This window comes from Actinokineospora alba (assembly GCF_004362515.1).
In the GTDB taxonomy this organism is placed as follows: domain Bacteria; phylum Actinomycetota; class Actinomycetes; order Mycobacteriales; family Pseudonocardiaceae; genus Actinokineospora; species Actinokineospora alba.
Genome location: NZ_SNXU01000001.1, coordinates 2,032,108 through 2,053,989, shown reverse-complemented (window position 1 = coordinate 2,053,989; position 21,882 = coordinate 2,032,108). Strand labels below are relative to the sequence as shown.

Sequence of the window (21,882 nt, the reverse complement as noted above, 5' to 3'; positions counted from 1 at the left end):
ACTTTCCCGCTGATCTCAGCGAATCGGAAAGCGCGGCTGTTCCAATCGAGTGGCCGCGGGTCAACCCCGGCACCCGAATCAGGCGTGCACGCTAATCTCGGCGCTGAGGCGGAGCGCGGAGGAATACGTGGAAGAGGATTGGTCTGCGGTCGGCAAGGCCATTAAGTCGCGTAGTCGCGAACTTGGCTTGCGCCAACGGGAGCTTGCGGAGCGCTCGCAGGTTTCGCAGGCAATCATCCGCGAGATCGAGAATCACACGGTCGAACGCCGGCGCAGTACGCGCACGCTGGAGGCGCTGTCCCTCGCTCTTGAATGGCACCCCGGCCACCTGGCCGCGCTGCTCTACGGACGCAAGCCACTCACGCCGGGCCAGACCGGCGACCCCACCGACACCATCCTGTCGCGCCTGGAGGCCATACAGGACCGCCTGGACGACATAAGCGACCGGCTTGACGACCTGGCCAGCACCACACTGCGGCGAGACCAGAGGTAGCCGCACCATGGGCGGCGACACTCGTGTCAGCGACTTGGTAGCCGCCGCGTCGTTCCGATTGCTGTTCATACTTACAACAATCGGCGTTTTGGCAGCCGAAAACAGGTGGCTCGGGTTAACCGCGGGGCTATTAACCCGCGATAACCACGCAGGTCAGCGCGGTTATGTTGGCGGTGAATCCTGATGCCAAGTACCCCGCTCCAGAGCACGCGGAAGCAACTCGGCTACTCGGCAGAGTCCGTGATCACGATGCTGATCAACCGCGCCGAACGCATTGGCGAACCCGTCGCGACCCGCACCAGCCTGAAGACAAAACTGTCGCGCTGGGAGAATGGCCATGAGCCGGTTAGCGGCAAGGGATATCAGCGCCTGTTCCGCGAGATCTACGGCCGGACGAACGACGAGTTAGGGTTCCCACCCGAGATTCAAGACGACGAAGCGAACGAGCTGCGCGCGCGGTTGGCCGTCGCTCGCACCGTCGACTCAGCCACGATCGACATCTTCCGCCGCCAGGTCGACAACGCCCGCCACGTGGACCGCCGCTTCGGCGGCATGTCACTTCTAGACCAACTTCGCGGCCACATCGACCAGGTCGGCGCGCTACTCCGCTTCAGCGCAGGTCGAGGCCAGCGCGAGGAACTTGCTGGGGTTCTAACGGAGGCGTCCACGCTGGCCGGTTGGGAGTCGCTGGACCGCAACGCGATTAACCAATCTTGGGACCACTACGAACGGGGCAAGTCCGCCGCGCGGGAGGCTGGCTCGACGTCGCTACTTGCTCACGCCACAGCGGAACAGGCATTCGTCCTCATCGACCTCGGCGAAACCGCGCTAGCACTCGAACAGCTTGCCGAAGCACGCTCGCTGGCTGATGACGTCGCCAGCCCTCTTCTCCGAACCTGGCTGGCCGCAGCACACGGTGAGGGATACGCAGCCTCGGGCAAACGGGACGAAGCTCTACGGGCGTTCGATGATGCACGAGCCTCGCTGCCTGTCGATCCGGTTGACCCAACTCTGCCGTTCCTCTTTCTGGGTGATGGCCACTTGGACCGATGGCGGGGCAACGCTTTGGCAAGACTGGGAGATCCGCAAGCGATCGACTACCTGACACGTGCCCTCCCGCGTCTGCCCGCCGAGTTCACCCGCGCCAAAGTTGGGCTGCTTGTCGATCTCGCCTATGCCCACGCTGCCTCAGGACAGCGTGACGCTACAGACGCATACTCAAGACAAGCGCGTCAGCTCGCTGGTCAAATCAAGTCCGACCGCCAATTGCGGCGATTGAAACAGCTTCGACTACCGACAACATAAATCGATAGCCACGAAGAGCGGTGATCCCTACGCCCGGAGAAAGTCGAGAGATCGGACCGCTGACGTGGCGCGAGAGTAGCCGGAACTATTTCGGCGCATGTAAGCAGCCTCGCGCTTTAGCCGCGTCGCGCAGTATCCGCCCTGCTTGCTTCTTTCTCGCCTTGCTCAAAATTTGAGAAAAATCGATCGACACATGGTCCGGCTCGTTGACTTCCGCCGCGTCGTCAACGGCTTTAAGATTCTCATTGACAACTTCTCCAACTGTCACACCGTATGTGCCGACAGATTTGAAGCCCTTTTCTTCCGTCCATCGTCGATAAGCCTCGTCCGGTCCGACGTGTCCGCGCAGGGTCGAGAGCATGTCTCTGTCACGAGCACTCGGCTTAAACGCCTCGCTTGACACTACTCCGTTAGTAAAATGAGTAGGGTGGACTTGCCGAAGGAGAAGTTCCGATGGAGTGTCGAGAATGCTGTCCTGAGGAGCTGATGCGGTCACGAAATGGCCCCCGTCCTCAGGAAACGCTCAAGTCGGCTGCCATCAAAATCAACTTGAGCTTCATCCAGTTCATTCGTGTCAACATTATCGGAGCACATGAACATTTCGCCGTTAGGCTCTACCGCTACCGACAATTCAACCAATCCCCGACGGGCCTCCAGAACTACGGAGCCATCAGCGCTAGGCACAACAGAGATTTGAATGTCGAGTGCCGCCAACGCTGGCACCAGCTCGCGCACTCGTTCCACTATTTCTTCAGGGGGTTTTTCGCTTCCCGACCCTAGCCAATTATCCTCAAGCTCAACAATCCGCTGCAACTGCTGGATGAGCATCTTCTCTGCTACAGATCGCACGATATCAATACTATGCACGCTGAAGATGTGGATATTCTTCGCCACACTGTTATTAGTCTCGCCAATAATCACGACATCGGGGGCGGTAAAGCCATCCAGAGCCAAATAGTCGCGAGCTTGAATCGAGAGCCGCGCCTCATCCTTCGTGAGCGAACAGGTCGCGGATCCGTTAAGCATTTCAAGACGGAAGCTCCGCGTTTTCCCATCGTACTCGACAATGACGCCTTCGATTGAGACCTGCTCGGACTGCGTCACCCCTAGGTCGCTTAGTCTGGGATTCAGGAGCAATCTCATGTCATGGTCCAATTTGACACGCGGACCAGCCCTCAGCGGAGAGCCAAGAACAACGGTTTCCGCTTGCTCTAGAGTGGACCCAATCTTACGCAGACTTGCGACAACTGCTGGGTTCCGCAACACCCTTGCAGCCCTAGCCTCTTCAGTCAGGTCCGTGCGATCACGATCCAGTGGAGCCACCGCGACTGTGGGGACGCCCATTGCAATTGAATCGCGGGCAGCCTCATAAAATCGGACCCACTCGTCCCAATCTTCGTCGCTAACCCTCTGGGTGCGATTCAAGAGCAACTGCGGCTCCGCGCTACCGCGAAGAACGTTAGTTAGCCGAAGGTCGAACGCCTCGGCAAATCCCGCTGGTACCCGACTGCGACCCAGATTGGCGTCCAACCACAGTTGGCGAGCAACGCTCAGGATTGCTTCACGGAAGAACCCGACCTCTTTCGCGGTGTCAGCGGGCATGCCGGGCGCGTTGAAACGATCACCGATCAGAGAGAAGAACGCGAAGCTGCCGGGCCGATCACCAGCGCTACTCGCAAGATCACTAGCGCTTTCCGCTGCGCTGGCTCCGCTGTCTTCGTCCGACATGCCCAGAAGCTATCACTCCAAGGTCTACGCGAGATGGCATCAACCAGGGGCACCACCCGGTCGGAGTAGCCCTCGACGTCAACCTTTGGCTAGTGCTGATCATGACCAAATGCACTGAAATCAGCAGGGCACTCATTCGAGTTCTCAAGTCTGGTGAACGCGACCTACTTCTGACTGGACCGGAAACGTGAGTTAAGATAGTAAAATAACGAAACAAGGGTTCCAGATCCAAGCAGCTCCTTTCGGTCTGCCAGTTCAGTGACCCGGGCAAGGTCAACCCATTCAATGCGCCCGGTCTCTTCCGTGTCGGTTGGCTCGCCGATATGCTCGGCATCACGCCACAAATAGACGTCGACTTGAGCGGTTACCTGCCCAGGTAGTGGCTCGAAGCTAACAAGGTGTTCAGGCTCGCCTACAGGCTTCCATCCGCTCTCTTCGGCCGCTTCGCGGGCCGCTGTTGTAGCGGCATCATCACCGTCATCAACCATTCCGCCCAACAGCTCATAGCCCCACTGATCCGTCGCAAAGCGGTAGCGCCAGAGCATCAGAGCTTCGTCCTGGTCGTTAACGATGAGAGCAATCGCGATACGCGCAAGATGGACGACGTGGTAGTCCCAACGTTCGCCGTTGGGGGCCTCGACATCGACCAGGCCGACCTTCACCCAGCGGTTGTCGTACACAAGCCGCTCACCGAAGGTCTTCCACGCGCCATGCTGCTCATCCGTCACGCAGCGAGCCTACGAGAGGTCGTACCGGCTCGGCGAGAGGCTGTGGCGATCTTCGTCTACTTCCCGCGCCGCCGCTTCGTTGTGTCCAAGCCGACGACATCTGCGAGCGGTTGCGGGACGCTCGGATCGGCGACCACGGCACGACGGCCACGGCTGACGGACACCAAGCCCTCCGCTCGAAGCTCTGCGACAGCGCGTTGCGCGGTTCCGGTCGACTTCCCGTAGCGAGCTGCGAGGTCAGAGAACGTGGGGAGCACATCGCCTGGTTTCATCGCGCCGCACTTGATCGCGCCGCGCAGATCTGCGGCGATCTCTTGATAGGGACTTGCGGGGTCATTGCGCCGCTTGAGAATCGGCACCACTTTGCCATCCTCAATCTTTGGCGTGATTGGCGGCTCAGGCATTCTGGCGGCAAGCTTTCCAGCCGCACGCTGGTCCGCTTCTTCCGACCATGCCGTGTAGAACTTGAGAGTGGTGGACCCGCCGCCTCCATGTCCCAGCCTGCCAGCAACGGTATTGACGTCAACCCCCGCAAGGATTAGCTCGGTCGCTGAGTAGTGGCGCAGGTTGTGAATGTTCATGGTCCAGCCTAGCCGTGCACAAAGTCGAGAGTATTTCTGACTCACAGAGTCCGGCTTTAGCCACGTCATACTGTCGGCAGACGACGAGAAAATCCGCGCGTCAGGATGAAACTCGTCTACCCCTGCGATTTCGAGCCTGCGGGCTTGGTATGCCGTCAACAGGGACACGGTCGATTCATCGATCGTGATTCGGCGCTGCTGGTGAGTCTTGGTGTCCTTCTCCCACGTGCGCTTCCCACGCTGCGCGACACTTCGTTTGATGCCGATCACGCCCGCAGAAAGGTCTAGGTCGTCCCATTTCAGCGCGCACATTTCACCCCGCCGCGCGCCTGTAACCATGGCGAGCCAAATGAACATTCCCCACTCAAGGTCCGCCCAAGCCTCTTCAACGATAATTGCGGCTTGATCAGCTCTCGGCGGTTTCGGCTTGGGCTTAGGCGCCTTCTGCGATTCGGCCAGAGTGAAGGGATTGGTCCCTACCCACTTCCACCTCACCGCGCTCTTGCCCGATTTCCGCAAAATGGACTGAATCTTCACTATCGAAGCTGCGCCTAGCGGACGGCACACGTGTTCTCGGCAACCGCTTTCAACACAGTCGTGCGGACGCTTCCTGCGGTGTTCGACATACCGACGTCCTTTGCAGTGCGCTCGACACGTGCGTAGCTTCCGGTAAAAGGAGTCGAGCTGTTCCCCGTCTACCTTGCCAAGCGGCAACGCGCCGATCAGCGGACGAATGTGGTTCCTCTCAAGCGACTGATACGACACCTTCGTGTTCTCTTCGATGTCTGTCAGCTCGAAGTAGCGGTCGAGCAACTGCGTGACGGTCGCCGTGGTGCGCGCGTTCAGCTTGGCGTCGACCTGCGCGAGCAGCCTGGTCCGCACGACCTCGACGCGGGCTTCGATATCTGGCCCGGCTGGCACGGTCTCCCGGAGCCACAGTTCCCCGCCTGTGACCTCGTCCACACCCGCGTAGATCTTCACCCTGCGTGCACCGCTCGGCAACGCTGCGACAGTGCCGCGCTGCCCCTTCCGGGGCTTACGTGAGGACGCCATAGGGCCACGGTAAGTCGGTTTCAGGCCACGAGCCAGGCCACGGAGAACGACAGAGGCCGGTTCGGATGTACCGAACCGGCCTCTGACCTGCGAGCCGCCTAAGGGAGTCGAACCCTTGACCTATTCATTACGAGTGAATCGCTCTAGCCGACTGAGCTAAGGCGGCGTGCTGGCGGCAACTATACCGGGTGCGAATCGCGTCACCGGAGGGGCCTAGTGTCGTTTAATCCATAGCCGGTCCGCGTGGATCGCCCGAGGAGGACCCCGACGATGTCCCGACGCAAGTCTGCCGCGCTGGCGTTGCCCGCCGCGGCCGCGGTCCTGGTGATGGTCGCTTCCCCGGCGGCCGCTCAGCCGACCACCCCCGTGCCGCAGCCCGCGAACCCGAGCGCTCCGCCGCCGTCGGCGCCGATCGGGCCGCAGCCGCTGGGCCACGCCATCGGTGACGCGGGCACGGGCCTTGCCATCGTCCGGCTGCTGCCGAACTCCACGCCGACCAAGACGATCATCCCGGGCGCCGAGGACAAGCTGCCGAAGCAGGCCGCCGCGGAGATGGGCTTCGGGCTCGCCAGCGCGCAGGCCAACTCCGAGGCCTACCTGTCCTTCGAGAAGGCCATCGCGCAGTCCGCGCCGGGTGGGTTCGCGTTCCAGGGCGTCAGCCCGCAGGCGCCGGGCGCGCTGTCGCAGACCGCGCCGCCGAACAACACCCAGCCCAAGAGCGCCGGGCTCAACCTGCCCGCCTCCCCGCTCGACACCCTGGTCAAGGCCGGGCTGCTCAACGGCCAGGTCCAGGCGCACTGGAGCGACACGCTGGGTCCGTGTGTCGACACCATCGCCGACGCCTCGACCGAGCTGGCAAGCCTGTCCGCGCTCAACGCCATCCCGACCCTGCCCGGCGGCACCGACCTCACCGGCGTGTTCGACGCGCCGAACCTCGACGCCAACGCCGACAAGGCGATCATCGAGGGCATCAAGGGTCTCGCGGGCCCGCTGAGCACCCTCGGCGGCGTGCTGGGCGGCCAGGGCGCCAAGACCACCGGCGGCAAGGGCTCGCTGCTGAGCCTGCCGAACACGCTGTCGGCCCGGTCGGTCGTCAAGCTGGTGGACATCCCCGGCTCGAAGAACAAGGCGGTCCAGTCGACCTCGACGCTGCAGGTCGCGGCGGTCAAGCTGCTCGCGGGCACGCCGTACGAGGTGTCGATCAACGTCGTCAGCCAGCCGACGCTGCAGGTCACCTCGACCGGCGATGAGAAGACCTCGACGGTCAAGTACACCGCGCCGGTCCTCGAAGTCGTCCAGGGCGGCAAGAGCCTGGGCAAGCTGGACGCGGCGAACCCGAAGATGGACCTGCCGATCGGCATCCCGCTGCCCGGCGCCCCCTCGATCCCGGGCGCGGACAAGCTCCCGATCATCGGCGGCCTGCTGGGCAATGGCGCGGGCGCGCAGGAAGCCATCGCGGGCGGCCTGCAGAAGCTCGACCTCGGCGTCATCCGGCTGTCGGTGGCGAACCTGACCCAGAAGGGTGAGAACGCGACGCAGCCGTTCAAGGGCTACCAGCTGGGCGCCACCGCCCGCATGCTCGACCTGCAGGTCCTGCCGACCGACGCGCTCGGCCTGCCGAACCTGCCGTCCGCGCTGGCCCAGGTCTCGCTCGGCGAACAGGTCGCCCGCGCGTTCGCGCCGACCGGTGGCGTCGTCTGCGGCACCGCGACGCCGACTCAGCCGCCCGCCCCCGCGCCGCAGGGCAAGCAGACCCCGCCGCTGGCCTACACGAGCGCCGCGTACCAGTCGGTGCCGATGTTCTGGTCGGGCACCGCGATGCTTCTGGTGGGTGTCGTGCTGGTCGCGGCGCTGCCCCGCCGCCCCCGAGTCGCACAGGTGAAGATCACGCCGGACCGGCACACCGACTGATCGAACAAGGGGCCGCACCCCGTCTGACTTCGGTCAGGCGGGGTGCGTGCGTTTCCGGGGCTTCGGCTGGGGAGCCTGGTTGGGTGAGGCGGCAGGTACCTCAGCCTGAATAGAGGACGGCCACCATCGCCTCGATGGCGATCTGCGGCTTCACGTTCTGCTCCAGCGCCTCCCGGCACCCGAGCACCGCCTCAAGCCTGCGCAGCGCCGACTCAGGCGACCAGTTCTGTGCCGCCCGGACCGCGCTGTCCGCATGGTCCGGGTGATTCAGCGTCGTGTCCGAACCCGCGTGGACCACCAATACGTCCCGGTAGAAGCCCGCCAGGTCCACCAATGCCAGGTCCAGCACGTCCCGCTTGGTTCGGGTGGCCCTGGACTTCTGCCGCTTCTCCAGCTCCTTGATCGCGCCCGCGCTCCCCCGTGACGCCGACGCGGTGCCCTTGCCGGTGCCGCCGTGGCCCATCGCGGTCCGTAGGGCGTCCTTCTCGGCTTCGTCGCGGGTTTCGCTGACCTCCGTGGCGTCGGCCTCCGCCGCCTTCACGAGTTCGCCCGCGGCGTCGAAGACGTCGGTCATTCTGCGCAGTTGCAGCGGGATCTTCAGGACCTTCGCGCGGCGGTCGCGGGCCGCTGGGTCGGTCGCCAACCTGCGGGCGCGGCCGACGTGGCCGCCGCAGACCGAGGCGGCCCAGTTCGCGGTGTCGGCGTCGATTCCGTCGCGCAGGCGCAGGACTTCGCTGATCGCGTCCGCCGCCGGGGTGCGCAGGGCGATGCGGCGGCAGCGGGAGCGGATCGTCACCGAGACGTCGTCCGGGTGGTCCGATGGCGCGCACAGCAAGAAGACCGTGCGGGGCGGTGGCTCCTCCACCGCCTTGAGGAGTGCGTTGGCCGCGCCTTCAGTCAGCCGGTCGGCGTCGGTGATGATCACGACCTGCCAGCGGCCGCCGGTCGGCCTGCGGGCCGAGGTCTGCACCAGCGCGCGCATCTCGCTGACCGAGATGGTCAGGCCCTCCGGGACGACCATGCGCACGTCGGCGTGGGTGCCGCCCATCGCCGTGTGGCAGCCCTGGCACTCGCCGCAGCCCGGCACCTCTTGCCCCGCCGTGCACTGCAGCGCGGCGGCGAACGCCCGAGCGGCGACGGAGCGGCCGGAGCCGGGTGGACCGGTGAACAGCCAGGCGTGCGTCATCCCCGCGGCCGTGCCGGCGCCGTCGACCAGCCGGGCGCCCGACTGGGCGGCGGCGGTGAGGACCTCGACGGCGTCCGGCTGCCCCACGAGCTGCGACCAGACTCCGCCCATCAGGAAGCCCGCTCCGGCACGAGGTCGCCGAGCCTGCGGCCGGCGAGGGTGGTCTGCACCGCGAGGCGGACCCGGTCGGCGACGTCGTCCATGGTGCCGTCGCCGTCGACCACCACGTAGCGGTCGGGATCAGCCGCGGCCATATCGGTCAGCACGCTCTGCACGTGCCAATGATGCTCGGTGTTGCCCGGCGACTTCGGGAGGGTGCCCGGATCGCGGTCGAGCAGCACGGTGATGTCGGGCCGCAGCCGGGACGTCGCCCAGTCGGCGAGGCCTTCCAGCTCCGCCGGGTCGAGCCCGGCCGCGACCGAGAGGTGGGCCAGCGGGCTGTCGACGAAACGCTCCATGACGACCAGGGCGCCGCGGTCGAGTGCCGGGCGGATCTCCCGTTCGACCAGGTCGGCGCGGACCGCGGCGGCCACCAGCGCGTGGGCGCGGGCGCTGGACAGGGAGGCACCCGTGAGCACCGCGTGCAGGCGTTCGTCGTCGAGGGCCGGGTCGGTGGCGAGGAAGACCTCACGGCCGTTCGGGCCGCGCAGCCAGTCGGCGAGCAGCTGGGCCTGGGTCGACGTGTCGAGGTGGGTGTCGCCCTCGACGGCGATGAGCAGGCCCGTGGACCGCCGCGGCTTGCCCCGGATGGCGGCGACCAGGTCGGACAGGATCGTCTCCGAGCGGCGGTCGTCCATCTGCCGGTAGGCGACGATGCCGACGAGCGCGGCGATCAGGCCCGCGCCGAGCAGCACGGGCCGGGTGCCGTCGACCGTCATCTGCTTGCCGAACATGCTGATTTCGTGCGGCCGGACCAAGCCGACCAGCACCGGCGTCGCAGCCATCGCGCCGGCCAGGATGATCTTCATCAGCGACTGGTAGATCGCGTTGATGCGGCCGCGGATGGCGTCTTCGACCTGGGTACCGATGATCGTCACGCCGGTGAGGAACGCCGCGCCCGCGCTGGCCCCGAGCACCGCCACCGTGACCAGTGAGACGGCCAGGTGCGGGGAGAGCGCCACGAGCATCAGCGCCAGGCCCGCCACCACGATCGCGATGCCGAAGAGGCGGTTGTGCGGCAGCCTGCGGGCGAGCTTCGGCGAACCGGTCATGCCGGTGGCGAGGCCGATGAACAGGGCGACGAAGAGCAGACCGAACGCCGACTGGCCACCGCGGAGACTGTCCGCGTAGAGCTGGGCGGAGCCGACGAGGGCGCCCGCCGCGGCGAACGCGCCGATCATGCCGATGAGCAGGCCGCGCACGATCGGCGTGGTCCGGATGAAGTGGCCCGCGTCCTTGACCATCGACAGGAAGCCGCTCTTCTTCGGCTTGTCCTTGTCCGCGGGCTTGGGCACGACCGGGGCTCGCGTCGACAGCTCCGGGATGCGCGTGGCGACGATGATCGCGCTGGTCAGATACAGCAAGCCGTTGATCGTCAGGATGAACCGGGCGATGCCGAGGTCGCTGGTGCCGAAGGGGAGGCTGACGTTCGTGCTGATACCGGTGATGAGCGAGTAGAGGCCGGCGCCGCTGATCACGGCGATGCCGTAGGTCATCACCATGCCGAGCTGGTTGGCCGTCTCCACCTGGTCCGGCCTGCGCAGCAGGTTGGGGACCGCGGCGTCCTTGGACGGGATCCACAGCAGCGCGCAGCAGCCGATCAGGAAGTTGCCGATGAACAGCCACAGCGTCGAGCCGACGACCGCGATGGACAGGAACAGCCCGCACCGCGCGATGTCGGCCAGGACCATGACCTTGCGGCGGTCGAACCGGTCGGCGAACAAGCCGCCGAGCGGGGCGAACAGCAGACCGGGCAGCAATTGGGTCAGCACGACGCCGGAGAAGGCGAAGCTCTGCGCCGTGTAGTCCTGCGTCAGCGACGCGACCAACCCGGTGAGAGCGAGCAGTGACAGCCAGTCACCAACGCTGCACAGGTAGGTGACACCCCAGAGCCTGCGGAACGGCCGGATCGCCAGGACACTGCGGGCCCGGTGCGCCATGGACGCTTCCGCGCCCGTGGTCTGCCCCTTGGTCCTGAGCTGTCCGTTCGGGCCCCCGCTGATGCCCTCCACCCCATCTCCACGCCAAGTGTCAAGCCCAGCGTAGCTGGGATGTCGGGACAGGCTCGCACAAACCGAACCCCAGCGGGCTCACTTTGCGTGATCTAGTTGACAAGTCCATTGATCATCCCGAGGAAACCACTTATGACCTGGTACGCGATGAAGAGCAGGACGGCGGCCGCGAGAACCACCAGCGACACGCTCAGCTTGATCCTCCGCACCCCCGCGCGCGGCTGATACGGCCACCCCGGCCGTGGTGGGTACTCGATCAGGCCGGGGCGCACGATCGGGGCGACGGGCGGCCGGACGGCGCGCGGGAGCCGGAGCCGAGGGGGATCCAGATCGCGCGCGTCGTCAGCACGGAACGATTCACCCATTCGGGGCCCCCTCTCGGGCGGGTTACCCCTCGCAGGCTAAGCGTTCACCCGTTTGAGCGACAGAGGGCTACGACTTCGATTTCGCCGGAGCCTTCTTCGCGGGCGCCTTGCGCCGAGCAGGTGCCTTCTTCGTCACCGGACCCTTGGCCCGCTTCTCGGCCAGCAGCTCCGCGGCGCGCTCGTCGGTGAGCGTCTCGACGCTGTCCGCCTTGCGCAGCGACCCGTTGGTCTCGCCGTCAGTCACATACGGCCCGAACCGGCCGTCCTTGATGACCATCGGCTTGCCCGACACGGGGTCGTTGCCCAGCTCACGCAGCGGCGGGGCCGACGCGGCGGCCTGCCTGCCGCGCTTCTTCGGCTCGGCGTAGATCTTGAGCGCTTCCTCGAGGCTGACGGTGAAGATCTGGTCTTCGGTGGTCAGCGAACGCGAGTCCGTGCCCTTCTTCAGGTACGGCCCGTAGCGCCCGTTCTGCGCGGTGATCTCCGCACCGTCCGCCGGGTCGGTGCCGACCACGCGGGGCAGCGACAGCAGCTTCAGCGCGTCGTCGAGGGTGATCGTGTCCAGGGACATGTCCTTGAACAGCGAGCCCGTCCGCGGCTTGGGCTTGGCGGGCGCCTTGGCCCTGGTCTTCTTCGCGCCCTCGGCGGGCGGCGGCGGTTCCTCGACCTCGGGCAGGACCTCGGTGACGTACGGGCCGAAGCGGCCCTCCTTCGCCACGATCTCGTTCCCGGTGACCGGGTCGTTGCCGAGGCTGCGGCCCTCCATCGGGGTGGAGAACAGCTTCTCGGCCAGCTCCAGGGTCAGCTCGTCGGGCGCCAGGTCCTCGGGCACGTTCGCCCGCTGCGCCGCGCCGTCGACCTCGCGCTCCAGGTACGGCCCGTACCGGCCGACGCGCACGACGACCGGGCGGTTCTCGGCGTCGATGAACACCGGGATGGAGTTGACCTCCTTGGCGTCGATGTGTTCGACGCCGGAGCCGACAAGCTTCTTGAGCCCGCCCGAGCGGCCGACCGAGCCCTCGGGGCCGATCTCGCCGCCGAAGTAGAAGCCGGTGAGCCAGTTGGTGCGCTGCTGCTCGCCGAGCGCGATGCGGTCGAGCTCGTCCTCCATCGCGGCGGTGAAGTCGTAGTCGACGAGCCGCTCGAAGTGCTGCTCCAGCAGGCCGATCACGGAGAACGCGATCCACGACGGGACGAGGGCGGAGCCCTTCTTCCACACGTAGCCGCGGTCCTGGATCGTGTTGATGATCGAGGTGTACGTCGACGGTCGGCCGATGCCGAGTTCTTCGAGGGCCTTGATCAGGCTGGGCTCGGAGTACCGGGCGGGCGGGCTGGTCGTGTGACCGTCGGCGGACAGGTCGGCCGCGGTGACCGGCTGGCCCTTGACCAGCAGCGGCAGCCTGCGCTCGGCGTCGTCGGCCTCGCCACCGGTCTCGGTGTCGACCGCCTCGACGTAGGCCCGCAGGAAGCCGGCGAAGGTGATCGTGCGGCCCGAGGAGGAGAAGACGCACTCCTCGCCGCTGGCGGCGGCACCGCTGATCCGCACGGTCATCGTGGTGCCGCGCACGTCGGCCATCTGGGAGGCGATGGTGCGCTGCCAGATCATCTCGTACACGCGGAACTCGTCGGTCTCCAGCTCACCCGCGACCTGGCCGGGGGTGCGGAACACCTCACCGGCCGGTCGGATGGCCTCGTGCGCCTCCTGGGCGTTCTTGACCTTGCGGGTGTACTGCCGCGGCTGCGGCGAGACGAACTGCGCGCCGTAGAGGTCCGTGGCCTGCTGGCGGGCCGCGGTGATGGCCGTCTCCGAGAGCGTGGTGGAGTCGGTACGCATGTAGGTGATGTAACCGTTTTCGTACAGCCGCTGGGCCGCGCGCATCGTCCGCTCGGAGGAGAAGCGGAGCTTGCGGCCCGCCTCCTGCTGCAGCGTCGAGGTCATGAACGGCGCGTACGGCTTACGGGTGTACGGCTTCTCCTCGACGCTGGAGACGGTGAGCGCGGCGCCCACCAGGCTCTCGGTGAGGCGGCGGGCCTCGGCCTCCTCCAGCAGGAGCACGTCGGTGCCTGCCTTGAGCTGACCGTCCTGGCCGAAGTCACGGCCGGTGGCCAGGCGGGTGCCGTCGACCGACAGCAGCCGCGAACCGAACGTGGGCGGCTCGACGTCGGCGCCGGCGTCCATCGTCGCGGAGATGTCCCAGTACGTGGCCGCCACGAACGCCATGCGCTCGCGCTCACGCTGCACGACGATGCGGGTCGCCACCGACTGCACACGGCCCGCCGACAAGCGCGGCATGACCTTCTTCCACAGGACCGGGCTGACCTCGTAGCCGTAGAGGCGGTCGAGGATGCGGCGGGTCTCCTGGGCGTCGACCAGGTCGCGGTCGAGTTCGCGGGTGTTCTCGGCGGCGGCGCGGATCGCGGGCTCGGTGATCTCGTGGAAGACCATCCGGCGCACCGGCACCTTGGGCTTGAGCGCTTCGAGCAGGTGCCACGCGATGGCCTCGCCCTCGCGGTCACCGTCTGTCGCGAGGTAGAGCTCGTCGACGTCCTTGAGCAGGCCCTTGAGCTCGGTGACCGTGGCCTTCTTGTCCGGCGTCACGATGTAGATGGGCTCGAAGCCCTGGTCGACGTTGACCCCCAGGTTCGACCAGGACTCGCCCTTGTACTTCTCCGGGACCTCGGCGGCCTTGCGCGGGAGGTCACGGATGTGGCCACGGGACGACTCGACGACAAAGTTCCGGCCAAGGTAGGACGCGATCTTGCGCGCCTTGGCGGGCGACTCGACGATCACCAGCCGACGAGGCTCAGTGCCGTCGGTGCCACCACCGTTCTTCTTCGTCCCTGTCGAGCCAGCCACGCTTTCCCGCTCTCTATGAAGCCGTCTTGAGCCCCGTGTCAGCCAGTCAGTGTGCACGCCGCACAGCCGATGCCCTATTCCAGGGGCTCTCCGTGCCGGCCTGGATAGGCCGAACGAGTATGAACCTGTACCACCTGTAGCACGCTCAGGACACGACGCGCATCCGGGAAACGTCGGGCCACTGTCCCCCGCAGCCCGGGTCGACCAGCGGTCCGACCAGTTCACGCAGCCGGGCCAGCCGCCTGCGTCCGACGATCTTCAGACCGGACCCGTCGACCTGCGTCGTCGCAGGCAGACCGCACCGCGCCAGGCTCTCACGCAGTGGTTCATGGGTGTCCGGCACGGTCTGGTCGACCGGCAGGACATACCCGTTGTTGTCCCAGCGGCCCGCCGCCAGAACCCACATCCGCAAGGTAGCGCCATCTGGCGTGAACCCGCCAGGCACCACCTTGCCATCACCTTCGGACCACGCGGCGGCGAGCGGGGCCAAGTCGACCCGGAACGCGGTGCACACGATCGTGGCCTGTTCGTCGACCCTGACCTGTGCCCGGACCCCGCGCTCGGCACACGCGGCGACCAGCGCCCTGGCCCGCCAGACATCGTCGACCGGGACGATCAACTTGGCCGTGGCCTTGGCGAACACCACCGTCCGCCCCGGCCCGCACAGCAGCCCCGCGAGGTCGGCCACTCGCGGCTGAGTCGCCTCGGCGGAGAAGAACGACAGCTGCGCCACGGCGGCCAGAATAGAACAGAGGTTCGATCAGCGTAAAGGACTTCGGTTACCCAACACGTTCGAGTGATGACGTCACGAGGTCACGCGGACCTAGTCGACTACTGCTCAGGAGGTCGGCGTGGCGCTGGTCGCGGGCTCATTGAGGGCCTTGCACTTCTCCGACTTCTCGAAAGCGTCGTTGAGTTCCTTGTTGCCGCGCAGCCCCTTGGTCGGGTCTTCCATCTGGGAGAGACCCTGGAGGTCCTGCCCGACCTGGGCCATCCCGGCCTGGAACGCCTGCGGGTTGCTCGCGTCGACCTTCGCCAGGTTGTCCTTGGCCTTGGTGACCGTGTCCTTGGCGGTCGCGAGCGAGTTCTCGACGGCCTTGGCCGCGGCGTCGCCGTCGGTGACCGGGGGCGCGCCCGCGTCCTTGATTCCGGAGATCATCCGGTCGAGGGCCTGCGCCATCCCGTCGAGATAGGTGACGAACCCGTCCTTGGTCGCCTGGAGGTTGTTCGGGTCGCCCTTCGGCGTGTCCTTGAACTTCTCGACCTCGGGACCGACCGCCGCACAGACCTTGTCGGCCCACGCCACGGCGTCGCCGTTCGCGGCCGCGGCCGTGGTGGTCGTGGTCGTGGGCGTGCCGGTGGTGGTCGGCGCGTCCGATCCACATCCCGCCAGACCGAACGACAGCGTCACGGCGGCCGCGGTGACCGCGGCGAGACGACGAACCATGGTGCTGCTCCTTGCCTGATGCTGCCTGGACGTCCTGGGTGCCGACTCGATGCTCGCACGCCCCCGGCACCCCCGCGACGCGAACGGGGCCGGCCCCGCCGAACGGCGGAACCGGCCCCATCGCACTGCGGCAGTACGTCGAAATCAGACCCCGTTGGACACGTTCGTCTCCGCGGGCGTGTCCGCGATCGCGGTGCCGCGACGCTTCGACACGACCACGGCGACGACGATCAGCACCACGGCCACGGCCGCGATCGTGACCCGAAGACCCGTGGAGGCGTCCGGGCCGACCGAGAACGTGACGATGGCGGGCGCGATCAGCAGCGAGACCAGGTTCATCACCTTGATCAGCGGGTTGATCGCAGGACCGGCGGTGTCCTTGAACGGGTCGCCCACGGTGTCGCCGATGACCGTGGCGGCGTGCGCCTCGGACCCCTTGCCGCCGTGGTGGCCGTCCTCGACCAGCTTCTTCGCGTTGTCCCAGGCGCCACCGGAGTTGGCCAGGAACACCGCCATCAGCGTGCCCGCCGCGATGGCGCCGCCGAGGTAGCCCGCGAGCGGGCCGACACCGAGGCCGAAGCCGACGGCGATCGGGGCGAGGACCGCGAGCAGACCCGGGGTCGCCAGCTCACGCAGCGAGTCACGGGTGCAGATGTCGACGACCTTGCCGTACTCCGGCTTGCCCGTGCCTTCCATGATCCCGGGGATCTCGCGGAACTGGCGGCGCACCTCGAAGACGATGGCGCCCGCCGCGCGGGTGACCGCGTTGATCGCGAGACCGGAGAACATGAAGACCACGGCGGCACCGATCAGGATGCCGACCAGCACGTTCGGGCTGAACACGATGAAGTCGTCGCCCTTGAAGCCCTCGCCCGCCTTGGCCAGTGCCTCGACGATCGCGGTCTGGTACGACCCGAACAACGCGGTCGCCGCGAGCACCGCCGTGGCGATCGCGATGCCCTTGGTGATCGCCTTCGTGGTGTTGCCGACCGCGTCGAGCTCGGTCAGGATCTGCGCGCCCTCGGGGGTGACGTCGCCGGACATCTCGGCGATGCCCTGGGCGTTGTCCGAGACCGGGCCGAAGGTGTCCATCGCGACGATGACGCCGACGGTGGTCAGCAGACCACAGCCCGCGAGAGCGATCGCGAAGAGCGAGACGATGATCGAACCGGAGAGCAGGAACGCGCCGTAAACCGCCGCGCCGATAACGATCGCGGTGTAGACAGCGGACTCGAAGCCGACCGAGATACCCGACAGGACGACGGTGGCCGCACCGGTCAGCGAGGTCTTGCCGACCTCCTTGACCGGCTTGTGGTCGGTGCCCGTGTAGTAGCCGGTCAGCCAGAGGATGACGCCGGCGAGCACGATGCCGATGATCACGGCGATGGAGGCGATCAGCGCGGGGCTGCCCGCCTCGGCCGCGGTGGTGCCGCCGGTCAGTTCCGCGAAGGAGTTCGGCAGGTAGATGAACGCCGCCGCGGTGCAGAGGACCGCCGAGAAGAGCGCCGAGATGTAGAACGAGCGGTTGATCGCGGTCAGGCCGCTCTCGCCCGCGCGGGCCTTGGTGATGTAGACGCCCAGCATCGCGGTGATCACGCCGAGGGCGGGGACGATCAGCGGGAAGAGCAGGCCCTGCACACCGAACGCGGTGCTGCCGAGGATCAGCGCGGCGACCAGGGTCACCGCGTAGGACTCGAACAGGTCGGCGGCCATACCCGCGCAGTCACCGACGTTGTCGCCGACGTTGTCGGCGATCGTGGCGGCGTTGCGGGGGTCGTCCTCCGGGATGTTCTGCTCGACCTTGCCGACCAGGTCGGCGCCGACGTCCGCGGCCTTGGTGAAGATGCCGCCGCCGACACGCATGAACATCGCGATCAGCGCGGCGCCGAAACCGAAGCCCTCCAGGACCTTCGGGGCGTCACCGGTGTAGACGAGCACGACGATCGCGGCGCCGAACAGGCCGAGGCCCACGGTCGCCATGCCGACCGCGCCGCCGGTGCGGAACGCGATGCGGGTGGCCTTCTCGCGGCCGCCCTCATCGTTGGCCGCGGCCGCGACGCGCAGGTTCGCCTGCGTCGCCAGCCACATGCCGAGATAGCCGATGGTGAACGAGAACACCGCGCCCACCAAGAAGAACAGGGACCGGCCTATCCGTTCGCCGCCACTATCCGCGGGGAGTAGGAACAGCAGCAAGAACACCGCGCTGCCGAATACCAGAAGCGTGTTGCGCTGCCGCTTGAGATACGCCGCCGCGCCCTCTTGCACCGCTTTGGCGATGTCCTGCATCTTCGTGGTCCCTGTGCCAGCGGCCAGGACCTCCTTGAGCAGGACATAACCAACGGCAAGAGCGGCGAGGGCGATCGCGGCGACCACGACGACCACACCGCGATCTCCGCCGGTGAGCGTCAGGTCCGCCGCGAGGGATTGCCCGGACATCCGTCCTCCTGATGATCTGCCTGTTTCAGCGCCGACATCCGCCCGAGCGTGCATCGACTCCGATTCCGACGTGTGCACCACCACATTCGGTGGGATGACGGCGGAGTCTATTGGTAAGGCGGATCACAGACGCGAGCCGTCCCATAACGTGCACTGTCAGTGATGTTACTTGGGCTTATTGTGACGAACATCTCATGATCATCTCCAGCCGATTCGCCTGCCGAGCAACAACGTCGGACCCGTGTGCGAAGCTCGACCCGTGGGTTCGGAACGCGGCGCCGTGCTGCTCAAACGGGTCCTCGCCGGGGTTCCCGACGGGGAAGATCCACTGACCCATGTCGCCGAACTGCCCGAGCGCGCGGCCACCGTCGTCCCCTGGCCCGCGTGGACCCCCTCGCGTGTCCGGGAGGCATTCGCCCAGTGCGGGGTCAGGGAACCGTGGGCGCACCAAGCCGAAGCGGCCGACCACGCGCACGACGGCCGCAGCGTGGTGATCGCGACCGGAACGGCGTCGGGCAAGTCGCTGGCCTACCAGCTGCCGGTGATCTCCACCCTCCTCGAGGAGCCCCGCGCGACCGCGCTCTACCTCTCGCCGACCAAAGCCCTTGGCGCCGACCAACTGCGCTCGCTGCGCGCCCTGGACCTGAACGACCTGCGGGCCTGCGCCTACGACGGCGACACCCCGATGGCCGAGCGCGACTGGGCACGGGCACACGGCCGGTGGCTGTTCACCAACCCGGACATGCTCCACCGCGGCGTGCTGCCCGCGCACGGCCGCTGGGCGACCTTCTTCCGGCAGCTGCGGTATGTGGTGGTCGACGAGTGCCACACCTACCGCGGCGTCTTCGGCTCCCACGTCGCGCTGCTGCTGCGCAGGCTGGCCCGCATCGCCCGCAAGTACGGGTCCGACCCGGTGTTCATCCTGGCCTCGGCCACGGTCGCCGACCCGGGCAGCTCCGCCACCCGACTGTCCGGAGTGGACTGTGTGGCGGTCACCGACGACCACTCCCCCCGCGGCGCGCGGACCGTGGCGCTGTGGGAGCCGCCGCTGCTCGATGACCTGTCCGGCGAGAACGGGGCCCCAGTCCGCCGCTCGGCGGGCGCCGAGACCGCCCGGATCCTCACCGACCTGGTGATCGAGGGCGCCCGAACGCTGGCGTTCGTCCGCTCCCGCCGAGGAGCCGAACTCACGGCGCTGAGCGCCAAGCGCGCTCTGTCCGAAGTGGACCCAGAGCTGGCTGACCGGGTGGCCGCCTACCGCTCCGGATACCTGCCCGAGGAACGCCGAGCCCTGGAGAAGGCCCTGGCGTGCGGCGACCTCCTGGGGGTGGCCAGCACGAACGCGTTGGAACTCGGCGTGGACATCGCGGGCCTCGATGCCGTGGTGGTCGCCGGATTCCCCGGCACGGTGGCGTCCTTCTGGCAGCAGGCGGGACGCGCGGGCCGGGCGGGCGACGGGTCGCTGGTGGTGTTCGTGGCCCGCGACGACCCGCTGGACACCTACCTCGTGCACAACCCGTCGGCGATGCTCGACAAGCCGATCGAGGCCACGGTCACCGACCCGGGCAACCCGTATGTGCTCGCGCCCCAACTCGCCTGCGCCGCCGCCGAACTGCCGCTGACCGTCGACTGCCTGCCGACGTTCGGTCCGGGTGCCCGCGCGGTGCTCGACGGCCTGGTCGACGACGGTGTCCTGCGCAAGCGGCCGGCGGGCTGGTACTGGACGGCGCGGGACCGGCCACACGGCGATGTCGACATCCGCGGGTCGGGCGGCGAGCAGATCGCGGTGGTGGAATCGGATTCCGGGCGGATGCTCGGGACGGTCAGCCCGGGCAGCGCGTGCACGTCGGTCCACCCGGGGGCGGTGTACCTGCACCAGGGGGCGTCCTATGTGGTGGACGACCTCGACTTGGCTGCCGGGCTCGCGATGGTGCACGCGGAGAACCCGGAGTGGTCGACCCAGGCGCGCGAGATCGTGGACATCTCGGTGCTGGACACGCAATCCCGTGTGGTGCACCGGGCGGGCGCGGGTGAGGTGACGGTGTGCCTGGGTGAGGTCGCCGTGACGTCCCAGGTCGTCGGCTACCTGCGGAGACTGCCGTCGGGTGAGGTCATGGACCAGGTGCCGCTCGACCTGCCCGAGCACACCCTGACGACCCGGTCGGTCTGGTACACGATCAGCGAAGACCTGCTGGGATGCGTCGCCCCGGCAACGATTCCAGGCGCACTGCACGCGGCCGAACACGCCGCCATCGGCCTGTTGCCCCTGTTCGCCACGTGCGACCGCTGGGACATCGGCGGCGTGTCCACCGCGCTGCACCCGGACACCGGCAAACCCACGGTCTTCGTCCACGACGGCCACCCCGGCGGCGCGGGTTTCGCCGACCGCGGCCACGCGGCCCTGGTGCCGTGGCTCACCGCCACCCGCCAGGCGATCAGCGGCTGCGAGTGCCCGAGCGGGTGCCCGTCGTGCGTGCAGTCACCGAAGTGCGGCAACGGGAACGAGCCACTGGACAAGGCGGGTGCGGTCTCGGTGCTGTCGACGATCCTGCGGGTGTTGACCCCTTAGACCGGTGGCAGCGCGGGCCACAACAAGCCCGCGAGAACCTCCGCCGCCGAGCAGCCTCCGGCTCGGTGAACCACCCGACCTCCGCGACGGCGTACTCCATCGCGCCTGGCGAATCCTCGTTGTCCAACGGCCGCACTGACTTGCAGACCTCCTAGTAGAACTTGCCGCCGTCGGCCCGGGGGCGGTTGGCGACCACCGTCTGCCTGCCCGCGATGACCTCGCGCACCGACGACCCGCCCGCCGCAGGCGGATAGCCGGCTACGAGAGCCAGGACGCCGGTCGAAGAAGCGGCCCGCGTAGACGGTGCTGGAGCCCGCCGGAGCCGCGACCTCGATCCGCAGCGGGCGAATCCCTGCGGATCGTCGATCTTGGTGGCGACGCGGTCGCGCTGGATGCGGGCGGAGTGTCGCTCCCTGATCGTTGATGCAACTGGCCAAGGCTAAGCAAAGGACGACGCAGGCAGAGGGCAGCGAAGGTCTCATGGTCCCCCAGAGATGTCGAGGACCGCAGTCCGTTGGGCACCCTGCCCGGCGCCACCGAGACTTCTTCGCCTTGCTTCGGGGATCCTCACCTCACCACGGGCACCCAGGCTCCAGTGGCCATAGAGGGCGCGCACGCTCCCCTCGAACGCGACGCCGGCCAGAAGCGAGCGCCGCAAGCTCTCCTTGACGCGGCGCCGGCGGCTCGGACGAAGTGAGCCTGGCCCAAACGCGGCAGGCGCCGGGGGGCGTCGGTGGGGACACCGACGCGCAACCCCGGCGCACTGCTGGTGCCGCCGAGCGTGCGACTGGCCTGCTACCGCGGGGCCCTCGGAGTGCCAAGACCATCGGCGGGGAGTACTCGCACTGCGCTGGGACACCTGGGAGGCGGTTCGGTGTCGGGCAGGCGGTTCGTCCCGGGCGGGGTGTCGCCGAGTGCGGCTGGTGCCGCTGGTCTGTTGTTCCGTGGGCCGTGCGGGAGGCCGTCGCCTCCAGGTGCTGCTCGGCTGGCTGCCTGTCCGTCGCGCCCGCCGAGGGCGGGAGGTGGCGTGTGGCGCGTTGGACCGGCATTGG

15 protein-coding genes and 1 tRNA gene are annotated in these 21,882 nt (G+C 67.4%); 4 read left to right on the top strand and 12 right to left on the bottom strand.

Translation table 11 applies throughout. The features are described from left to right. Positions 1-127: 127 nt before the first annotated feature. Both C8E96_RS09850 and C8E96_RS09845 read left to right on the top strand, forming a co-directional pair. Complete coding sequence (locus tag C8E96_RS09850) at positions 128-493, top strand: helix-turn-helix domain-containing protein (protein ID WP_091380572.1); 366 nt, start codon at positions 128-130, stop codon at positions 491-493. Positions 494-676: 183 nt separating this feature from the next. After that, entirely contained in the window at positions 677-1,798 is a 1,122-nt protein-coding gene (locus C8E96_RS09845) for a tetratricopeptide repeat protein (RefSeq protein ID WP_091379974.1), read from the top strand. 85 nt (positions 1,799-1,883) lie between these two features. Here the strand turns inward: C8E96_RS09845 and C8E96_RS09840 are convergent, their stop codons facing one another. From C8E96_RS09840 to C8E96_RS09820, 5 genes are all read right to left on the bottom strand, one after another. After that, positions 1,884-2,159, bottom strand: coding sequence for a hypothetical protein (locus tag C8E96_RS09840; RefSeq protein WP_133794309.1), 276 nt, complete (start codon positions 2,157-2,159; stop codon positions 1,884-1,886). A gap of 131 nt (positions 2,160-2,290) precedes the next feature. Continuing rightward, positions 2,291-3,526, bottom strand: coding sequence for a hypothetical protein (locus C8E96_RS09835; RefSeq protein WP_133794307.1), 1,236 nt, complete (start codon positions 3,524-3,526; stop codon positions 2,291-2,293). A 164-nt stretch (positions 3,527-3,690) separates the two neighbouring features. After that, complete coding sequence (locus tag C8E96_RS09830) at positions 3,691-4,254, bottom strand: NUDIX domain-containing protein (RefSeq protein ID WP_091379978.1); 564 nt, start codon at positions 4,252-4,254, stop codon at positions 3,691-3,693. A 56-nt stretch (positions 4,255-4,310) separates the two neighbouring features. Continuing rightward, positions 4,311-5,816, bottom strand: coding sequence for a tyrosine-type recombinase/integrase (locus C8E96_RS09825; RefSeq protein ID WP_228770088.1), 1,506 nt, complete (start codon positions 5,814-5,816; stop codon positions 4,311-4,313). A 164-nt stretch (positions 5,817-5,980) separates the two neighbouring features. After that, positions 5,981-6,054 (bottom strand) — tRNA-Thr (locus C8E96_RS09820). Positions 6,055-6,158: 104 nt separating this feature from the next. On the opposite strand from C8E96_RS09820, the gene C8E96_RS09815 reads away from it, so the two are divergent. Beyond that, positions 6,159-7,799 (top strand): hypothetical protein, encoded by a 1,641-nt coding sequence (locus tag C8E96_RS09815; RefSeq protein ID WP_091379984.1) that lies wholly within the window; start codon positions 6,159-6,161, stop codon positions 7,797-7,799. Positions 7,800-7,899: 100 nt separating this feature from the next. Here the strand turns inward: C8E96_RS09815 and C8E96_RS09810 are convergent, their stop codons facing one another. The 7 genes from C8E96_RS09810 to C8E96_RS09775 form a co-directional block, all read right to left on the bottom strand. Beyond that, a complete protein-coding gene (locus C8E96_RS09810) occupies positions 7,900-9,096 on the bottom strand; it encodes a DNA polymerase III subunit delta' (RefSeq protein WP_091379987.1) in 1,197 nt (398 codons plus the stop codon). Further along, the gene (locus C8E96_RS09805) at positions 9,096-11,084 is read right to left on the bottom strand and encodes a bifunctional MFS transporter/dTMP kinase (RefSeq protein ID WP_091380574.1); all 1,989 of its coding nucleotides are present in this window, start codon (positions 11,082-11,084) and stop codon (positions 9,096-9,098) included. Before C8E96_RS09805 ends, C8E96_RS09810 begins: the two co-directional genes overlap by 1 nt. A gap of 164 nt (positions 11,085-11,248) precedes the next feature. Continuing rightward, a complete protein-coding gene (locus tag C8E96_RS09800; protein ID WP_091379991.1) occupies positions 11,249-11,521 on the bottom strand; it encodes a hypothetical protein in 273 nt (90 codons plus the stop codon). A 67-nt stretch (positions 11,522-11,588) separates the two neighbouring features. Next, positions 11,589-14,378 (bottom strand): type I DNA topoisomerase, encoded by a 2,790-nt coding sequence (topA, locus tag C8E96_RS09795; protein WP_091379994.1) that lies wholly within the window; start codon positions 14,376-14,378, stop codon positions 11,589-11,591. Between the two features lie 145 nt (positions 14,379-14,523). Continuing rightward, complete coding sequence (locus C8E96_RS09790; RefSeq protein ID WP_091379998.1) at positions 14,524-15,111, bottom strand: hypothetical protein; 588 nt, start codon at positions 15,109-15,111, stop codon at positions 14,524-14,526. A 105-nt stretch (positions 15,112-15,216) separates the two neighbouring features. Next, the gene (locus tag C8E96_RS33185) at positions 15,217-15,825 is read right to left on the bottom strand and encodes a hypothetical protein (protein WP_091380002.1); all 609 of its coding nucleotides are present in this window, start codon (positions 15,823-15,825) and stop codon (positions 15,217-15,219) included. 144 nt (positions 15,826-15,969) lie between these two features. Beyond that, on the bottom strand, positions 15,970-18,261 hold the full coding sequence (locus C8E96_RS09775; protein ID WP_091380005.1) for a sodium-translocating pyrophosphatase: 2,292 nt from the start codon (positions 18,259-18,261) through the stop codon (positions 15,970-15,972). A 259-nt stretch (positions 18,262-18,520) separates the two neighbouring features. Between C8E96_RS09775 and C8E96_RS09770 the strand changes: the two genes are divergently transcribed. Next, positions 18,521-20,830, top strand: coding sequence for a DEAD/DEAH box helicase (locus C8E96_RS09770; protein ID WP_091380008.1), 2,310 nt, complete (start codon positions 18,521-18,523; stop codon positions 20,828-20,830). Positions 20,831-21,882 lie beyond the last annotated feature (1,052 nt).